The following is a 16,444-nucleotide window of genomic DNA, read 5'->3' as shown; positions in this document are numbered from 1 at the left end:
GAGCGCTCATCCCGCGGCGCGAGGACACCCGATGACCGAGACTCCGCTGTGGTCGGCCGACGTTTCCCGGCACGGCAGCGTCTCCACGGTGACCCTCAGCGGCGAACTGGATCTGGTGGCCGCCGGACACCTGCGCCTGCTGCTCGTCGAGCAGCTCGACCAGCCCGGCACGACCGGAGTCACCGCCGACCTCAAGGCCGTCACCTTCGTCGACTCGGCCGCCCTTGGCGCTTTCATCTCCGCCTATCAGCACGCCGCGGCCGTCAATCGCCGCTTCTTCCTGGCCGAGCCGGCGCGGCCGGTCCGCCGGGTACTGGAGATCAGTGGCGTCTACGAGATGCTCGTTGCCGTCGACGAGAACGTCACACCGCCGGGATGACCGAACGGTCACCTTCCCGGCCGCCCGCGGCGTCGCGTCCGTCGACCGTGGCCCCCCCAGGCCCCGTCGAGGACGGCGGCCCGAGAACCTCGGCTGACGGATCAGTTGCCGGAGACGCTGAGTGCCATGACGGCGACGTCGTCATCGACGTCGTCGAAGCCGGCGAGCAGGCCGGTGAGAGCGCGGACGACGGCTGCGGCCTCGGTGGGGCCGTGACTTTCGGCGAAAGCACGCAGTGCCTCATCGCCGAACCGCTCGCCGTCCGGGGCGTTACGCGCCTCGGTCAGCCCGTCGCTGTAGAGAAGCAACGTATCGCCCGGGTCCAGCCGCACGGTGCGTGTCGCCACCCGCGCCGTGGGCAGAATGCCGATCAGCGCGCCGCCCTCGGTGCTCTGATATTCGGTGACACCGTTCGCCCGGACCAGCAGGGCGGGCGGATGCCCACCGGAAGCGATCGAGGCGGTATACCCCGTACCCTCTCGTTCGAGCACACCGAAGATGACTGTGCAATGCCGGTGTCCCTGATCGCGGTAGTCCTGATAGAGCACGGCGTTGAGATTCGTCAGCACCGCGGCGGGCTCCGGGTCGTAGACGGCGGCGGCGCGCAGTGTGTAGCGGGCCGCGGCGGTCACCGCCGCGGCGCCGATGCCCTTGCCGCGTACGTCGCCGAGGAAGAAACCCCAGCGCCCGGCGCCGAGGGGGAACAGATCGTAGAAGTCGCCGCCCACCTCGTCGGGCGAAGCCATGTGGTAGAGGGCCGACGTCGTCATGCCCGGCGGCACCGCCAGCGTGGCCGGCAACAGGCTGCGTTGCAGTCCGCTCACGAGGAGGCGCAGCCGTTCCCGGTCCTGGTCGGCGCGACGTCGCGCACCGAGCAGTTCCCGCTCGTAGGCGCGCCGTTCCCGAGCGTCGAAAACCATGGTCCGGATCAGCATGGGCGCGCCGTCACCGCCGGTCTTGACGGCGGAGGTGACCAGAACCGGCAGCGCTGTCCCATCGGCGGTGAGCAGTTCCAGCGCGATACCGCCGACCTTTCCCTGCATCCGCAGCAACGGCGCGAAATGCGTCTCGTGATAAAGACGACTGCCGCCGGTCAGCAGATCGACGAAATGACGGCGGCCGACCAGGTCGTCGCGGGAGAGACCGAGCCAGTCCAGCAGGGTGGCGTTGACCTTGGCGATCGTTCCGTCCAGCAGCGTCGACAGGAAACCGCACGGCGCGTTGTCGTAAAGGTCGTCGATGTCGTCCTCCAGCAGCGCCGGGAAGGTTGCCTCCTCGGCTGCACGGCGCCTCGCCGCCGGCACGTTGTCGGTATGCCGCCGAGCCTCGCTCATGATCCTCCGACGCGGGAATCGGGCAGGCGGTGTCGCTTCACCCTGGAATCTTCGCATTGACCGGGCTCCTGGTCGACCGGCGGTCAGCGGACCGCGTTTCCGGTCACCGGCGGGTCGGCCGGTCCGGCAGCAGCCGCTCCTCGTGGTCCAGTTCGCGTTCCGGAACGCGCGGACTCTCGTCGGGCAACTACCCGGCATCGCGCCAGCGCAGGAACTCGTCCCGTCGGGCGTCGAGAGCCACCCGGCGTACGTGCAAGGCAGCCTCATATTGCGGGGAAACCGGTGGACCGATCGAGTCCTCGTTGTCGCGGAGCAGGTCGATCCGGTCGCGGTAGCGGCTCAAACGAGCCTGGAGCTGCCCGCGCATCGTCTCGATCACCGCGGCACTGACGTCGTGTTCCTCTGCCTCCAGGTCGTCCAGGGCCGCGAGGGCGGCCGCGACGGACGCCGACCGGGCTTCGTTACGCACACCGGCCTGGTCGTCGCCGGCCGCGCGCAGTCCGAGCGCCGTCGCGGCGGATCGCGAGCATCGACGAGTCCAGGGCGGCGCTGTACAACAACGGCGGCAGGACGAAGGTCAGGATGAGGTGCGGATCGAGGGTCACGTTGGGCCCGGGCAGCACGGCGTATCCGATGCCGACGAGCGGAAGGAGCGCGGCGGCGGGCAACCCGGTCCGGCCCGCGACCCACCGCACCACCACGACCACCGCGACCGCGGCCAGGACAAAAATCAGAACCGACTCGGCATCCACCGAGCCATCCTCGCCGACCGCTCGGCGAAGTATTCGATCCGGCTCCCCAACAATTCTGTGATACTGTTTGCCCAGTTGCAGTTTTGATTTCCGTAGACGTTTTCGGCGCCTGATGGATTGAAGATCCGTCCAGGCGCTTTTCGTTTTTTGTGTCGGTTCGACGCAGGTCATCAACGCGGCGGCGTGAGAGCCCGCAGTTCGCGGTCTCCGACAGCCTGCGAAGGAGCAGACATGGCAACAGGCACTGTGAAGTGGTTCAACGGTGACAAGGGCTTCGGCTTCATCGCCCAGGACGGCGGCGGCGCCGACGTCTTCGCCCATTTCTCGGCGATCTCGGCCAGCGGATTCCGCAGCCTCGACGAAAATCAGCGGGTGGAGTTCGACATCGCCCAGGGCCAGCGCGGTCCGCAGGCGGAAAACATCCGCACGCTCTGATTCGCTGATATCCGGACGGCGGCCCGACTGGTTCAGCGGGCCGCCGTCCGGCATTTCGGGTCCCATTCGGCCGGGCCGCGGCCGGGTCGGGACGAATGAACAATGCCATCAGCACCCGCAAGCCGACCGTCATGGTGCACAGTGAATCCATGCCTGAAGACCGCTTCACCGCCGAGATGGTGGCATCGCTGGAACGGCTCCGCCGGGTCAGCGATGATCGCCAGGCCGACCTGCAAGACCGGCCGCCCACCTCGAGCACATCCGATGCCGCGCGTCGTCGTGAAGAGGCCGCCGACCGGCGTCAGGACGCCCTCGATCAGCGGTCCGAAGCCGCCGATCGACGAGACGAGACACAAACGCGGCGGGAAGCCATGCTCGACAGCCGGCAAGCTGACCTCGATCGGCGAGCGGACCTGATGGACGAACGAGACCGCGAGGATTGACCGGCCGCCTCACCGGACCGTCATCAGCGCCGCCACCGCCACCGCCGCGGCGAGCGTACGCACCAGGTCGGCCCGCAGGAGCCGGCGCCACACCAGCGGATCGCGGCCGCCGGCGAGCCGGCCGTGCGCGGGCGCGGCAGCCAGCGCGGTGGCCAGCAGCGCAACAGCCGTCGCGGCCAGCGCCACCCAGGCCCCCACCCTCGGCCCGGACCACAGCACCCACCCGCCGGTCACCACCAGCGAGCCGTAGACCACCACGACGACCGGCGTGATGGCCCGAGTATGGGCGCGGTGGGCCGGCCCCCACTGATCCGGCGGCACCCGGGCCAGCGCCGGATAGGCGACGGCGGTCACGGTGACCTGGAAGCCCAGATGAACGGCGGCCGCGGCGAGCAGAGCGATCTCGGCAAGTTCCACCAGCCCATGATCGCGCCCGATGCCGCGACCGCGGCGACCGGTCAGCGGATGCGACGACGGCGCGAGGTCCCTAGGCTACGGCGGTGCCCGACACCCCGGCCGCGCAACGGCTGACCAAGAGAACGCTCGTGACCGCCTCCCACGCGATCGAACGCGCAGCCCTCGCCGCCGCCGAGGACGGGCCCATGGTGGTCTTCGCACTCTTCCAGCGGCTGCCTTATTTCGAACGGGAACGCCGCGTCTACGAGAGCATCGCGGGCCGGGCCGCGGCCACCGTGGTCGGTCTGGTCGGCGATCAGGTGCCGGAGCCGCCGGCCGGGGCGGAGGCGGTGCTGCTCGACGAGAAGGACGACCTGGCGCGGGAGTGGACCGTCGTCGTGCTCACCCCACGTTTCGGTGCGGTGCTGGTGGCGTACGACCTGGAGCAGTTCCAGGCCGGCGCGGCGACGCTGGAGAGCGGGCGCCTGTTCGAAGCCCGGACCAGCTTCCGCCGCGACGAGGCCCTGCACGAGGTGCTGCGCCTGCACAAGCAGCTCGGCGACCGCCTTTCCCCGGCGGCCCGCTCGGCCGTCGACGCGGTCGTCGACCGGGTACGCGACCTCCCGGCCACCCCCGGCGAGAGCCGCGCCGACGCCGCCCTGCGCCTGTTCACGGCCCGGGCTGAGCGCGACCACGACCGCCTGCGCTCCGGCCCCGGGAAGACCCGGGAGCCGGAGACGCCCGGCGACACCGACCTGGCCGGCGAGCCGGGCCTGCTGCGCTGGAGCGGAACCACCGGCGTCACCGCCTCGGGCGTGCTGCCGGTCGCGGTGCTGGCCGTCCGCATCACCCATGCCGCCGGGGCTCCGGAGGGACCGATCGGCCGTACGGCCACCCGGCAGCACCAGGCCGCCATCGAACTGCTCGTGAGCCGGTTGCGGCCGGGCGACCGGGCGGTCAAAGCCGGCCCGGACGAGTTCATGCTGCTGCTGCCGGCTCTCGACCAGGATGCCGCCGTACGCTTCGCCTACGAGCTGGTCGCCGCCTTCTCCGCCGCCGAGGCCCGCAGCGCCTTTCTGTCGGCGACGGTCACGGTGGCGTTGACGGTCACCCGCCGCCGGCCGCTCCCCCAGGACGAGCTGCACCGGGCCCTCGACTGGGCCGTCACCCAGAACGCCCCGGTGGTGACCATCGCCGGCTGACCGGCACGCATGCCCGTCCGAAGCGCCGGCCGGTCAGCGAAGGGCGGCGGCGATCGCTTCCACCGGGGTCGTCGTCGGCCGCCCGATCAGGCGCCGCAAGTCACCGGAGTCGGTGAACATTTCGTCGTGGCTCATGGCTCGGTCGGCATCCGCGAGGACCTGCGCCAGCTCGGCGGGCACACCCGCGCCGACCAGCGCCTCGGTGAACGCGTCGATGGGCAGATCGGTGTACTCGACCCGCTTGCCCGTCACGGCCGAGATCGCCGCGGCCAGCTCGGTCAGGGTGAAGGCCTCGTCGCCGCCCAGCTCGTACGCCTGGCCGGCGTGGCCGTCGGTGGTCAGCACGACCGCGGCGGCGTCGGCGTAGTCGGCTCGGGTCGCAGCGCTGATCCGGCCCTCTCCGGCGGCCCCGACGAGCACTCCGCCCTGCAGCACCTGAGGGAGCTGGCCGGTGTAGTTCTCCAGGTACCAGCCGTTGCGCAGCATCACGCTGGGCAGGCGCTCGCGCAGGTACTCCTCCGTGGCCCGGTGGGTGGGAGAAAGGCTGGTGGTGGACGTGTCCGCGTACAGCATGCTCGTGAACGCGACCAGCGACGCGCCCGCCGCCACCGCGGCGTCGATGGCGCGGCGGTGGTTGGCGACGCGCTCGCTCGGGGTCGTGGTGGAGATCAGCAGAAGCTTGTCCACGCCCTCGAAGGCGGCGGGGAGGCTGGCGGATTCCGCGAAGTCGGCCCGGCGGACCTCGACCCCGCGGTCGGCGAAGTCCTTGATCCGGCTGACGTCACGGCTGGTCGCGACGATCTCGGAGGCCGGCACCCCACGGGCCAGCAGCGCTTCGACGGTGAGCCGGCCCAGATGTCCGGAGGCTGCGGTGACAACGATCGACATGACGGTGGCGCCCTTCTGCCGCGGGCCATCCGCGGCGTGAACCCACGATGACCTGGTCACTCTCCTTTGGTAAGGGCGAACTTTCGGGTAAGGTCCCCACCCGGACGTGAGGATCGAGGTGAGGTACGTGGCGACGTCCCGGGACGTGAGCGAGTCCACAACACCGTGGGACCCGTACACGCGTGGCTGCCCATCGCGTGACGTGCTCGACCAGATCGGCAGCAAATGGGCAGTCCTGGTGATGGGCGAGCTCGGCCGGCATGGAGCGCGCCGGTTCACGCAGCTGCGGCAGCAGCTCGAGGGAATCAGCGAGAAGATGCTCACCCAGACGCTGCGCACGCTCGAACGCGACGGGCTGATCCTGCGGACGGCGTATCCGGAGATGCCGATCCGGGTGGAGTACGAGCTGACGCCGCTCGGCCAGACCCTGCGCGGCCCCCTGAAGGCACTCACGGAGTGGTCGATCCAGCACATCGAGGAAGTCGTCGACGCCCGCGAGAAGTACGACGAACGCACCGGAAGATAAAGGGCGTCGGCGGAATCCCTTCACCCGGCCGATCTCGCCAGCCGGGCGCCTCCCGGATCGGAGGCACCCGGCTGGGTTGGCGGTCAGGGCGCGGCGGTGCGGGTGAGGCGGAACGCGGCGTCCGTGGACGGGCCCTCCAGCACCACGGTCAGCGGACCCGCCGGCAGCGCGCAGGTGATCGTACGGTCCGGGAAAGCGCCTGTGCGGCAGTAGCGGATGCCGTCGGAGCTGAAGACCGCGAGCCGAGCGGTGCCCTCCCCCGCGGTGCGCTGCCAGGTGAACGTCTCCCGCCCGGCATGCTGATCGGCCGGAATGGTGAAACACGCGGCGATCCGGTCACCGCCCGTGCGGGCCGTCGCGCCGTCGGCGCCGGCGGGCAGCGACGGGCAGTCCGGCGCCCCGTCGACGCGGGCGAACGCCGCGGCGAAGGCGCCCGGCGCGGCGCCCTCGTCCTGCTGGGCCACGGCCGTGTACGGGCCCGCGTCGGCGATCGGGCAACCGTACTGGGTGAGCGTGTCCAGGTCGCACACACGCTCGCCGGCGGCGTTGAGCAGATACGTGTCCGGGGTGAGCCCGTCGGTCGGCCGGAGCAGAGCCAATCGCGAAGAGTTCGGCGGGTCCAGCCGGCGGCACAGCACCTCCCCGGCCGTGGTGAACTCGGCGTGCCACGGGGCGCCGGTCAGGCCGTCGACGGTTCCGGCCGGGCAACCGGCCGGCTGGGCGGGCAGGAACGAGGTGACGTACGTGAAATCGTTGTCGATCACCGAGTTCGTGACGCCGCCGTTCAGCACGAAGGTGTACCGGCCGGCCGGCAGATCACGGGCGTTCACCTTCAGCCCCGCGCCGTCGTACACCTGCCCGTAGGTCTCGTAGTTCTCGGCGTCGAAGGCCCGGACGGTGTACGCGCCCGGCTCGGTCACGACCAGCGTCCGGCACCGGATCGGCCCGGCCGCGCCCGCGGGCGGCGCGTTATAGGCCCCCGGCCGCACGACCGGGCAGCCGGCGGCCTGGGAGAGCCGGCGCACCTGCAGCTTGTAGGTTTGCTCGGTCCACTCGGCGTTCCAGTCGGCGAGGTAGGAGACGACCCGGTAGGTGCCGGTGGCGGGTACGACGCAGCCGTCCTGGTCGCTGTATCCGGGGCAGACCTCGGCGCCGGTGCTGTCGACGATCGTCTTGCGGACCTCGTTGTACGTCGTCGGCGCGGCGTACGCGACGACCCGGTCCCCCGCGTCCGCCCGGAACGGGTGACAGTTCGTCTGCACGGCCGAACTCTGCGACACGACCAGCGCGGCCGTGGCCCACGTGAGCCCGGTCGCCGGAGCGCAGCCCGTGTTGCGGAACAGGGCGGGCAGGGCGATCCGGAAGCTGACCGGATTCCAGTCCTGGCTCTCCGAGATGACCGTGTAGTCACCGGCCGCGGGCACGGCGCACGGCTCCTGCCCCCACTTGGAGCAGAGCGGCTTACCCGCGTCGTCGTACACCGTCCAGGCGACGCTCTGGTCGTTGTGGATGCGCACCGCGAGGGTGCCGGGCGCGGCCACGTGCGTCTTGTGGCAGGTGATGTCCTGCTGCTGCGGCAAGGAGCCGGTTCCCTCGTACGCGGTGACATCGCCGAACGGCGCGGTCCGCAGCACCTGGCATCCGGCCGCGTTCGAGACGCGCGACATGCGCAGCGTGTACGGGGTCTCGGCGCCGTAGTACTCGGCCAGATTCAGCCGGTAGGGCCCGGCGCCGGTGAGGGTGCAGTACTGGGCGTACCGGATCTGGCAGACCGGCTGCAGATCGGCGTCGAGGATGTCGCCCTGGATGTCGCCGTTGCCCTTGGGCGACCAGAGACGCAGCACGCTGCCGGCCGGCTGATTGAACCGGAAGCAGTCACCGGGAGCACCGGCGGGCAGCGCGCCGGCCTGCCCGGTCGAGGCGAACGAGAAGAACGAGGCGGGCAGGGTCGCGCAGGACGACGGCGACTTGAGCGACTGCACACCCAGCGTGTAGTCGCCGGACCCTTGGAAGTAGAGCGAAACGATGACCTTGTACGTGCCCGCGCCCTTGAGCTGGCACCGGCCGGCGTCGGACTGGAACGTGCAGACGCCGGCGCCGTTCGGGCCGGTGACCCGGGCCTGGGGCGACTCGCCACTGCCGCGGGTGAGCATGGTGTAGAGCACGTCGTTCGCCTTGGGAACGCTGACGAAGTAGACGTGCTCCTGGCTGCCGCTGATCGACTCACATCGCACGATGTCGCCGATGGCGAGGGAACCGCCGCAGCTCTCGGCGGCCGAGGCGGGCGTGCTCGTCAAAGTGGTGGCGGCGAGAACCGCCGCGAGGATGGACAACAAGAGTTTTCTCATGGGACTCCCCGGGCCGGCCCGGAATTCCGGGCCGGCAGATCATAGACAGTCCATGATGGATCGGTGAAGGCCGCCCGGCGACCGCTGTCTGGTGAAGCCGAGGTTCAGCCGCGGCGCCTTCTCGGATCGGCCAGCGGAACCAGGCGGCGGTCGCCGAGGCGCGTCATGGCGTTGAGCGGAGCAGTCGCGAAACCGACCACGCGGGCCAGACCGGCCCGCTTCTGACGGCGCAGCAGGCGTGGGCCGATGCCCGCCATCACCTCGGTCAACGCCGGCACGGGCCGCCCGAACAAAGTCAGCTCGCGGATCCGCCCGTCATCGTCCAGCCGCAGAAGCTGCGCCTCCTCAAGCGGCTCACGGCCGGCGACCCCGAAGGAGAACAACGCCCGAGTACGGTCGTCGCCGAGCTCGGTGTGATAGCGAATGTCGCGGATGATCTCGAACGCCGCGGACAGCACCTCGGTCACCTCGCCCGGCCCACGAAACCGGAACTTGCCGGTGAGTGGCGAGATCAGCTCGACGTCCGCGGCGAGGCACGCTCCGGCCGCCGCCGCGTCGCCACTCTCCCCGGCGGCCCGCCAGGCCGCGATCACTGTGTCCTGCGCGCTGGTCCCCATGGACCGATACTGCCCGCGCCCCGGTGCCTTCATCCCGTCGGGGGTGAGGCGATCGACAAGGCGCCACGCGTGGTCAACGACCCGAGACCTTCACCTCCTGGCGTGCGCCGGCATCGCACAGGGGAAGCTCCTCAGGTACCCGGCTGACGGATCGCGGCGCCCGGATCGGTGCTCTGCTCAAGGGCCGTCCACCACTCCTCCAGCTCGTCGACCCGGCTCTGAAGTGCGGCGTTCGCCGCCCGGGCCGCCGCCAGTTCCTCGGTCAGCGCACCGACCGGCCCGGAGGCGGTCAGGGCGTCGAGCAAGCCCGCGACCAGCCGGTCCTCAGCGGCGACCCGGCGAAGCGCGGAGGCGACCACCTCCGGTGACAACTCAGCCACGAACTCTTTCGGGAGCGTGAGCAGGCGAGCAACCTCGCCCAGGCTCCGCGCGGCGCTCATCTGCCGCCGAAGGCGCTCGGCGGACGGCACCGCCGGTTCGGCCGGTGTCGCAGCCGCCACGATCGGCTTGGCGGGAGAAGGAGCGGCCTTCGGCGCGGGCGCGGGCGTAGGTGCCGGCTCCGGTTCAGGCTCGGCCTCTGCCGGAAGCTCGGGAAGGTCATCCCCCACCCAGGTGTAGGCCAGAGTGTCGCCCTTCTGCCGCCGGACGACATTTGGCCACTTGGGCAGAACCGCCAGCGCGCGGGGCCCGTACCGGGCCCAGGTCTCGTTCCGAAGACCGAGCTCGGCCAGACGCTCCCGGATCTCTCGCACCTTCAGCGGAACCGACGACTCGGCCAGCAGGCGGAGAACCACCGCGAGGGGCTCTTGGGCGAAGACGCCGTGGAACAGCCGGGAGTCGGACAGGGCCAGGAAGCGCAGCGAACCCCTCGCCGCGACGTGAACGCCGGCACCCCGCGGGACAAGCTCTTCCTCGTCGGTGTCATCCCATTTGACCTGATAGTTCGTCCCGTCATCGGCGAGGATCGTTCCGGCTCGGGCACGGCGTACACCAAACGAATCGGACACCTGGACAAGACCCTGGTCTGCGCTCACGAATGCGACTGTAATGGTTATCGTCGCGGCCGGGGCGCCGGCCGGAACTCCGAGAAGCAGTACGCTCGGGACGGGATTCGCCGCGGGCAAGCTCACCGTGCCCGGCGTGGCCTCGTCGTTCGGCTTCAACGACCTGATCGAGGACGCCGACGGCTACCTCATCGCCCGCGCGGTCAAGCAGGGCAAGTCGATCGTGGAAGCCGTCCGGACCGTTACAACGGCGGGGCGCGCTGCGCCTACACGGGAGTGGACAGAGCGACAGCTCGCCGGCACCGACCGCATCGGCGTCGTCCCGAGCGCGCCGCCCGCCTGTTCGGCCCCGGCAGCGGTGTCACCGTCGTCGAGCCGCCGTTCACGATGGGCCCATTGGTGGAGGCCTTCTGGTGGCATCCGATGCACGACCGCGAACCCGCCCACGTTTGGCTCCGGCAGCTCGCCGCCGAAGCGGGCCGCAGGATCTCAGCCCCATGACGACGGCCCGTCTGGGCGTCGATCACCGGCGCCGGGCGGCGGGCTGGAGCAGCGGGTTGAGCCAGCTGTTGTCGGCCGGGTTCAGCGTCAGGCCGGGCGGAACGATCTGGTCGATGCGGTCGAGCACGTCGGCGGTGAGCGCCACGTCGGCCGCGGCCAGCTGCGAGTCCAGATGTTCGGCCGTGCGGGGGCCGATGATCGGCGCGGTGATCGCCGGGTGGCGCAGCACGAAGGCGATCGCCAGCTGAATGAGGGTGAGCCCGGCCTCGTCGGCCAGCTGCGTCAGTTGCTCGACGGCCGCGAGTTTGCGCTGGTTCTCGGGCAGCGACATGTCGAACCGGTTGGCCAGCCGCCGGCGCGCCTGCGAGGTCGGCAGGTCGTGCGCGTCGCGGCTGTAGCGCCCGGACAGCCAGCCTCCGGCGAGTGGGCTGTACGAGATGACGCCCATCCCGTACCGCTGCGCGACCGGCAGCACCTCGTTCTCGGCGTTGCGGACCAGGATCGAGTACGGCGGCTGCTCGGTCACGAACCGCTCCCGTCCGCGCCGCTCGGCCACCCACTGCGCCTCGACGATGGTGGAGGCCGGGAACGTGGAGTGGCCGATGTAGCGGATCTTCCCGGCCCGTACGAGATCGGTCAAAGCTCCTAGGGTCTCGTCGAGGTCGACCGCCGGGTCCCAGCGGTGCACCTGGTAGAGGTCGAGCCAGTCGGTGCCCAGCCGGCGCAGCGACGCCTCGACCTCCCGCACGATCCACCGGCGCGAGTTGCCGCGGTGGTTGGGGTCGTCACTCATCGGCATGTTCGCCTTGGAGGCCAGCACCACGTCGTCACGGCGCCCCTTGAGCGCCTTGCCGACGATCTCCTCGCACTCCCCGGCCTTCCCGCTCGAGCTGCGCCGGGTTCTCGACGCGCTGAGCACGCCGGCCTTCCGGCGGAACGAGCGGCTCGACGTCGTCTACGCCAACCAGCTCGGGCGCGCCGTCTTCTCCATCGACGACGTGCCTTTCAACACGCTGCGGTTGCAGCTGCTCGACCCGCGGGCCCGCGAGTTCTACCGCGACTGGGAGGGCGCCACCCGCAACGGCGTGGCCGTGCTGCGCGCCTCGGCCGGGCGTCACCCCACCGACGAAAACATCGCCGGGCTGGTCGACGAGCTTTCGGCCCACAGCGATTTCTTCCGTACGCTCTGGGCCGCCCACGACGTGCTCCAGTACCGTCGCGGGGCCAAGCGCTACCACCACCCGCTGGCCGGCGACCTGGACTTCGACTACGAGTCGTTCCGGGTCAACGACGCCCCGGCCCTGACCATGCTCGTCTACACCGCCGATTCGCCCTCGGCGCGGGCCGTGTCTTACGGGTGCAGCAGGGTCTTGATGGCGCGGCGCTCGTCCATCGCCTGGTAGCCCTCGGCGGCCTGGTCGAGGGGCAGTTCGAGGTCGAAGACCTGGCCCGGGTTGATGGCGCCGGTGGCGATGCGGTTCATCAGGTCGGGCAGGTAGCGGCGTACGGGAGCCGGGCCGCCGTGCAGGTGCACCAGCGACCAGAACATCTCCATGCCGTCCAGCTTCACGTCGTGCGAGACGCCCACGAAACCGACGTGCCCGCCGGGCCTCGTCGAGTGGATGGCCTGCATCATCGACTCCTGCGTGCCGACCGCCTCGATCACCGAATGCGCGCCGAGCCCGTTCGTCAGTTCCTTGATCTTCGCGATGCCGTCGTCGCCGCGCTCGGTGACGATGTCGGTGGCACCGAACTCCAGGGCCAGCTTCTGCCGGTCGGCGTGCCGCGACATCGCGATGATGCGCTCCGCGCCCATCTGCTGAGCGGCCAGCACGGCGAGCAGGCCGACCGCGCCGTCACCGACCACCGCGACGGTCTTGCCCGGGCCGGCCTGCGCGGCGTCGGCGGCGAACCAGCCGGTGCCCAGCACGTCCGAGGCGGCCAGATAACTGGGCACCAGGTCCTCACGGGGAAGTGAAGGGGTGGCCACCAGCGTGCCGTCGGCCAGGGGAACCCGCAGGTATTCGGCCTGCGAGCCGAGCGCGCCCATCGGGACCCGGTGCACGCAGGCGCTCTGGTAGCCAGCCCGGCAGATCTCACAGGTGTTGTCCGAGGCCCAGAACGAGCCGACCACGAACTGGCCCTTCCGGACACCGGTGACCGCGCTGCCGACCTCTTCGACCACACCGACGTACTCGTGCCCCATGGGCGCCGGCTCACCGACCGGCTGGACACCCCGATACGGGTGCAGGTCGGACCCGCACACGCACGTTGCCGAGATCTTGATGATCGCGTCGGTCGGCGCCTCGATCCGCGGATCGTCGCGGTTCTCGACTCGTACGTCGCCGGGGGCGTACAGAACAGCACCACGCATGATGTTTCTCCTCAGTTCGCAGTTTCAGTGTTCTTCTCGGTCAGCACTACGTCGAGCAGGGCAGCGGCCCGGCCGCCCTGGGCCGCGCCGACCCGGTCCCGCAGCAGGGCGACCAGATCGCGCAGCTGGGCCACGGTCACCCCGGTGTTGAGGGCGATGCCCAGGTGCGATCGCAGTTGCCCTTCGACACCGCCGAGGTTGGCCAGAGCGGCGACGGTGGCGATCTCACGCGTGGGCCAGTCGAGGTTGTCGCGGCCGAAGATGTCGCCGAACAGGTGCGCCTTGAGGAACTCGTCGATCGCCGGGGCGAAGTCGAACAACGGGCCCGTCACCGGGCCACCGGCCAGCTTCGTCTGGTTCTCGGCGCCCAGCTCGAAGCTGGACCGGCCGCCGGGTCGTGGGTTGGGCTCGGCGCCGTCGGGGTCGGTGATGCCGTGGGCCCGGCGCTCGTCGAGCACTGCCATGAACGTACCCAGGGCGTTGAGACTGCGGGGGAACCCGGCGTAGGCGTACAGCTGCACCAGGATCTCTTTGATCTCGTTGACCGTCAGACCGGCGTCGAGTCCCTCGGCGAGGGCCTCGCGCAGCTCCGCCAGTTGCCCGGTGGCGGTGAACGCGCCGATCAGCGCCGTCGCCTCCGGACGCGACGTCACTTGTTCGCCCGCTCGTAGAGCTCGTCCGGGACCGGCTCGAGCCACGTGGTCGGGTCGCCGCCCTCGGGGGTGGCCTCGAGCATGGCCAGATGGCTCATGAACGTGTCGGCGCCGGCGCCGTGCCAGTGTTCCTCGCCCGGCGGGCACACGACCGTCTCGCCGGCGTGGATACGCAGCACCGAGCCGTCGCGGGTGCCGACCAGGCCGACGCCCTCGGTGACGTGCAGCGTCTGCCCGACGGCGTGCGAGTGCCAGTTCGTGCGGGCGCCCGGGGTGAACCGCACGAGCGCAACGGTCATCCGTGACGGACCGGTGCCACTGAAGATCGGGGTCATGTAGACGTCACCGGTGAACGCCTGTGCGGGCGTCTTGACGGTCGGACGTACCGGGAAAAGTTCCATGGATACAGCAAACTCCCTGGCGGTTGTCGATGGGAGTTTCTGCTGAGGGAGGTACTGACAGAGCACCCCAGCGGCGTCAGATGAGGGCACCGCGGGGCGGTCGGGCCAGGACGAGCAGGCCGGCCATGGACAGCACCGCGCCGCCGATCATCAGCAGGGCCATCGGTACGGCCGTGTGCTCCCCGCCGAGCCCGGCGATCGGTGCGATGGTGCCGGCGGCCAGCCACTGGACGAAGCCGAGCATGGCCGAGCCGGTGCCGGGATGCTCGGGCACCTCGGCGGAGGCCAGCGCCCCGCCGTTCGGCCCGATCAGGCCCTGGGCGGTCATCAGCACGGCGAAACTGACGATCGCGAGCAGCAGCGGCGTGCCGAACCACAGCGCGCCGGCCAGCATCGCCCCGCCGGCGGCCAGGGCCGCCACCTGACCGGCCAGGATGACCTTGCGGGTCGCGACCCGCCCGACCAGCCGCGCCGCGACCAGGGCGGCCACGGTCATCCCGGCCGCGTTCGCGGCGAAGTCGACCGAGTACGCCAGCGGCGACAGCCCGTTCATCGACTGGAGCACGAACGCCGACGTGGCCACGTACGCGAACAGCGCCCCCATGGCCGAGCCGCTGACCAGCAGATAGCCCACATAGCGGCGGTTGGCCAGGACCTGGCGCCCGGCCCGGGCGAACGACCGCAGTCCCCCGCCGTGCCGGCGCTCGCGCGGCAACGACTCCGGCACCGCGACCAGCGCGGCCACCAGCATCGCCACCCCCAGCGCGGCCACCGCCCAGAACGACAGCCGCCAGCCCGACAGCTGAAGGATGACCGCGCCCACCAGCGGCCCGGCGATCGGCGCGATGCCACCGACCGCGGCGATCACGTTGAGCACCCGGACCAGCTGCGCGCCTGCGGCCAGATCGACGATGACCGCCCGGCCGATCACCATCGCCCAGCCGCCGCTGAAGCCCTGCGCGAACCGCGCCGCCATCATGATCCCGATCGACGGGGTCAGCGCGCACACCACCGACGCCACCGTCATCAGCACGACCGAGGCGAGCAGCAGCCGGCGCCGCCCGTACTGGTCCGAGACCGGGCCGCCGGCCAGCTGTCCCAGCGCCATACCGACGAAGAAGGTGGTCAGGGTCAGCTGCACCTGCGTCGCCGACGCGGACAGGTCACCGGCCACGCTCGGGAAGGCCGGCACGTACATGTCGGTGGCCAACGGCGCGATCGCGGTCAAGAAGATCACCGTGGCGACCAGGCCCGAGCTGAGCCGAACTCGACGGCGCACACGATCGGGCGATGCGCTTGGGCTGAGAACTGCGCTCATGCCACCCAGCACACCGGCTCGGCCCAGCGTGGAGAAGTCACCGGCGGGAGGTGTACCGACAGTACGTCTCAATCCCGCCCGGGCCGCCGTACCGTCGGAAGGGTGAACATCCGAGCCGAAGTGCACGACTTCCTGACCTCGCGCCGCGCGAAGATCACTCCGGAGCAGGCCGGGATCCCGGCCGCCGGGCAGCGCCGAGTGCCCGGGCTGCGCCGCAGCGAAGTCGCCGCACTGGCCGGGATGAGCGTCGAGTACTACGCCAAGCTCGAGCGGGGGCAGATCGCCGGGGTCTCCGCCGGCGTGCTCGAGGCCATCGCCCGCACCCTGCAACTCGACGACGCCGAACGGGCCCACCTGCTGCACCTGGCCCAGGAGGCCAACGGCAGCACCGGCCTGGTGCGGCGCCCCGGCAAGCCCAAGCCGTGGACCGTCCGGCCGAGCCTGCAATGGTCTCTTGACACGGTCACCGCCCCGGCCATCGTCGTCAACCACCGGCAGGACCTGCTCGCCGCCAACCTGCTCGGCCGGGCCATGTACAGCGACGTCTACGACACCGCCATCGGCACCCCGAACTTCGGCCGGTTCACCTTCCTCGACAACGGCGCGCGACGCTTCTACCCCGACTGGAACCTCGCCGCCGACATGCTCGTCGCCAACCTGCGCACCGCGGCCGGCGTCGACCCGCACGACAAGGCCTGCACGACCTGGTCGGCGAACTGTCCACCCGCAGCGACGAGTTCCGCCGCCGCTGGGGCGCCCACAACGTGCGCCTGCACGGCACCGGCGTCAAGACGTTCCACCACCACGTCGTCGGCGACCTCGAGCTGGCGTACGAAACCATGGCCCTGGTCGCCGAGCCAGGCCTCAGTATGA

General features: G+C 70.7%; 18 protein-coding genes and 2 pseudogenes. 7 read left to right on the top strand and 13 right to left on the bottom strand.

Features of this window, described 5'->3' with window-relative positions; translation table 11 throughout:
- The first annotated feature begins 31 nt into the window (after positions 1 to 31).
- Positions 32 to 379 (top strand): STAS domain-containing protein, encoded by a 348-nt coding sequence (locus ACGFJ7_RS21125; RefSeq protein ID WP_360260665.1) that lies wholly within the window; start codon positions 32 to 34, stop codon positions 377 to 379.
- A gap of 101 nt (positions 380 to 480) precedes the next feature.
- On the opposite strand, the gene ACGFJ7_RS21120 is transcribed toward ACGFJ7_RS21125, so the two are convergent.
- From ACGFJ7_RS21120 to ACGFJ7_RS21110, 3 genes are all read right to left on the bottom strand, one after another.
- On the bottom strand, positions 481 to 1,713 hold the full coding sequence (locus ACGFJ7_RS21120; RefSeq protein WP_392643283.1) for a PP2C family protein-serine/threonine phosphatase: 1,233 nt from the start codon (positions 1,711 to 1,713) through the stop codon (positions 481 to 483).
- Positions 1,714 to 1,900: 187 nt separating this feature from the next.
- Complete coding sequence (locus ACGFJ7_RS21115) at positions 1,901 to 2,182, bottom strand: hypothetical protein (RefSeq protein WP_392643281.1); 282 nt, start codon at positions 2,180 to 2,182, stop codon at positions 1,901 to 1,903.
- The gene (locus ACGFJ7_RS21110; protein WP_392643280.1) at positions 2,175 to 2,465 is read right to left on the bottom strand and encodes a hypothetical protein; all 291 of its coding nucleotides are present in this window, start codon (positions 2,463 to 2,465) and stop codon (positions 2,175 to 2,177) included. Before ACGFJ7_RS21110 ends, ACGFJ7_RS21115 begins: the two co-directional genes overlap by 8 nt.
- 231 nt (positions 2,466 to 2,696) lie before the next feature.
- Here ACGFJ7_RS21110 and ACGFJ7_RS21105 point away from each other — a divergent pair, with 231 nt between their 5' ends.
- Complete coding sequence (locus ACGFJ7_RS21105) at positions 2,697 to 2,900, top strand: cold-shock protein (RefSeq protein WP_360260677.1); 204 nt, start codon at positions 2,697 to 2,699, stop codon at positions 2,898 to 2,900.
- 95 nt (positions 2,901 to 2,995) lie between these two features.
- On the top strand, positions 2,996 to 3,343 hold the full coding sequence (locus tag ACGFJ7_RS21100) for a hypothetical protein (protein ID WP_360260680.1): 348 nt from the start codon (positions 2,996 to 2,998) through the stop codon (positions 3,341 to 3,343).
- Between the two features lie 9 nt (positions 3,344 to 3,352).
- On the opposite strand, the gene ACGFJ7_RS21095 is transcribed toward ACGFJ7_RS21100, so the two are convergent.
- A complete protein-coding gene (locus ACGFJ7_RS21095; protein WP_392643278.1) occupies positions 3,353 to 3,760 on the bottom strand; it encodes a hypothetical protein in 408 nt (135 codons plus the stop codon).
- An 83-nt stretch (positions 3,761 to 3,843) separates the two neighbouring features.
- On the opposite strand from ACGFJ7_RS21095, the gene ACGFJ7_RS21090 reads away from it, so the two are divergent.
- Complete coding sequence (locus tag ACGFJ7_RS21090; protein WP_392643276.1) at positions 3,844 to 4,941, top strand: DICT sensory domain-containing protein; 1,098 nt, start codon at positions 3,844 to 3,846, stop codon at positions 4,939 to 4,941.
- A 33-nt stretch (positions 4,942 to 4,974) separates the two neighbouring features.
- On the opposite strand, the gene ACGFJ7_RS21085 is transcribed toward ACGFJ7_RS21090, so the two are convergent.
- Positions 4,975 to 5,829, bottom strand: a complete 855-nt coding sequence (locus ACGFJ7_RS21085; RefSeq protein WP_360260688.1) for an NmrA family NAD(P)-binding protein — start codon at positions 5,827 to 5,829, stop codon at positions 4,975 to 4,977.
- Between the two features lie 106 nt (positions 5,830 to 5,935).
- Here ACGFJ7_RS21085 and ACGFJ7_RS21080 point away from each other — a divergent pair, with 106 nt between their 5' ends.
- Positions 5,936 to 6,355, top strand: coding sequence for a winged helix-turn-helix transcriptional regulator (locus ACGFJ7_RS21080; RefSeq protein WP_392643275.1), 420 nt, complete (start codon positions 5,936 to 5,938; stop codon positions 6,353 to 6,355).
- Between the two features lie 83 nt (positions 6,356 to 6,438).
- Here the strand turns inward: ACGFJ7_RS21080 and ACGFJ7_RS21075 are convergent, their stop codons facing one another.
- The 4 genes and pseudogenes from ACGFJ7_RS21075 to ACGFJ7_RS21060 all read right to left on the bottom strand — a co-directional run.
- On the bottom strand, positions 6,439 to 8,703 hold the full coding sequence (locus tag ACGFJ7_RS21075; RefSeq protein ID WP_392643273.1) for a hypothetical protein: 2,265 nt from the start codon (positions 8,701 to 8,703) through the stop codon (positions 6,439 to 6,441).
- Positions 8,704 to 8,807: 104 nt separating this feature from the next.
- Positions 8,808 to 9,320 carry a hypothetical protein gene (locus tag ACGFJ7_RS21070; protein WP_392643272.1) on the bottom strand — a complete coding sequence of 171 codons (513 nt, stop codon included), beginning with the start codon at positions 9,318 to 9,320 and terminating at the stop codon, positions 8,808 to 8,810.
- A gap of 131 nt (positions 9,321 to 9,451) precedes the next feature.
- Positions 9,452 to 10,354 carry a hypothetical protein gene (locus ACGFJ7_RS21065; RefSeq protein ID WP_392643270.1) on the bottom strand — a complete coding sequence of 301 codons (903 nt, stop codon included), beginning with the start codon at positions 10,352 to 10,354 and terminating at the stop codon, positions 9,452 to 9,454.
- Between the two features lie 493 nt (positions 10,355 to 10,847).
- A pseudogene (locus ACGFJ7_RS21060) lies at positions 10,848 to 11,699 on the bottom strand (aldo/keto reductase); the annotation flags it as partial.
- On the opposite strand from ACGFJ7_RS21060, the gene ACGFJ7_RS21055 reads away from it, so the two are divergent.
- Positions 11,623 to 12,228, top strand: coding sequence for a hypothetical protein (locus tag ACGFJ7_RS21055; RefSeq protein ID WP_392643269.1), 606 nt, complete (start codon positions 11,623 to 11,625; stop codon positions 12,226 to 12,228). The pseudogene ACGFJ7_RS21060 and the gene ACGFJ7_RS21055 sit on opposite strands and share 77 nt — an antisense overlap.
- Here the strand turns inward: ACGFJ7_RS21055 and ACGFJ7_RS21050 are convergent.
- The 4 genes from ACGFJ7_RS21050 to ACGFJ7_RS21035 form a co-directional block, all read right to left on the bottom strand.
- On the bottom strand, positions 12,177 to 13,199 hold the full coding sequence (locus tag ACGFJ7_RS21050; protein ID WP_360260701.1) for a zinc-dependent alcohol dehydrogenase family protein: 1,023 nt from the start codon (positions 13,197 to 13,199) through the stop codon (positions 12,177 to 12,179). The genes ACGFJ7_RS21055 and ACGFJ7_RS21050 overlap by 52 nt on opposite strands.
- An 11-nt stretch (positions 13,200 to 13,210) precedes the next feature.
- Positions 13,211 to 13,852, bottom strand: coding sequence for a carboxymuconolactone decarboxylase family protein (locus tag ACGFJ7_RS21045; RefSeq protein WP_360260704.1), 642 nt, complete (start codon positions 13,850 to 13,852; stop codon positions 13,211 to 13,213).
- Entirely contained in the window at positions 13,849 to 14,253 is a 405-nt protein-coding gene (locus ACGFJ7_RS21040; RefSeq protein ID WP_360260707.1) for a cupin domain-containing protein, read from the bottom strand. The genes ACGFJ7_RS21045 and ACGFJ7_RS21040 overlap by 4 nt, the downstream gene beginning before the upstream one ends.
- Before the next feature lie 76 nt (positions 14,254 to 14,329).
- Positions 14,330 to 15,532 (bottom strand): multidrug effflux MFS transporter, encoded by a 1,203-nt coding sequence (locus ACGFJ7_RS21035; RefSeq protein ID WP_392643266.1) that lies wholly within the window; start codon positions 15,530 to 15,532, stop codon positions 14,330 to 14,332.
- A gap of 279 nt (positions 15,533 to 15,811) precedes the next feature.
- On the opposite strand from ACGFJ7_RS21035, the pseudogene ACGFJ7_RS21030 reads away from it, so the two are divergent.
- Positions 15,812 to 16,437 (top strand): annotated as a pseudogene (locus tag ACGFJ7_RS21030) (helix-turn-helix transcriptional regulator); the annotation flags it as partial.
- Between the last annotated feature and the right edge of the window lie 7 nt (positions 16,438 to 16,444).

Source organism: Actinoplanes sp. NPDC048988, assembly GCF_043197815.1.
Classification (GTDB): Bacteria; Actinomycetota; Actinomycetes; order Mycobacteriales; family Micromonosporaceae; genus Actinoplanes.
The sequence above is the reverse complement of the archived record's forward strand: the minus strand, read 5'-3'. Positions and strand labels throughout refer to the sequence as shown.

Bases quoted from the DNA above. Each gene is read 5' to 3' on its own strand.
- ACGFJ7_RS21050 (WP_360260701.1), bottom strand. From the start codon at position 13,199: ATGCGTGGTGCTGTTCTGTACGCCCCCGGCGACGTACGAGTCGAGAAC.
- ACGFJ7_RS21055 (WP_392643269.1), top strand. From the start codon at position 11,623: ATGTTCGCCTTGGAGGCCAGCACCACGTCGTCACGGCGCCCCTTGAGC.
- ACGFJ7_RS21075 (WP_392643273.1), bottom strand. From the start codon at position 8,703: ATGAGAAAACTCTTGTTGTCCATCCTCGCGGCGGTTCTCGCCGCCACC.
- ACGFJ7_RS21105 (WP_360260677.1), top strand. From the start codon at position 2,697: ATGGCAACAGGCACTGTGAAGTGGTTCAACGGTGACAAGGGCTTCGGC.
- ACGFJ7_RS21070 (WP_392643272.1), bottom strand. From the start codon at position 9,320: ATGGGGACCAGCGCGCAGGACACAGTGATCGCGGCCTGGCGGGCCGCC.
- ACGFJ7_RS21125 (WP_360260665.1), top strand. From the start codon at position 32: ATGACCGAGACTCCGCTGTGGTCGGCCGACGTTTCCCGGCACGGCAGC.
- ACGFJ7_RS21040 (WP_360260707.1), bottom strand. From the start codon at position 14,253: ATGGAACTTTTCCCGGTACGTCCGACCGTCAAGACGCCCGCACAGGCG.
- ACGFJ7_RS21085 (WP_360260688.1), bottom strand. From the start codon at position 5,829: ATGTCGATCGTTGTCACCGCAGCCTCCGGACATCTGGGCCGGCTCACC.
- ACGFJ7_RS21120 (WP_392643283.1), bottom strand. From the start codon at position 1,713: ATGAGCGAGGCTCGGCGGCATACCGACAACGTGCCGGCGGCGAGGCGC.
- ACGFJ7_RS21100 (WP_360260680.1), top strand. From the start codon at position 2,996: ATGAACAATGCCATCAGCACCCGCAAGCCGACCGTCATGGTGCACAGT.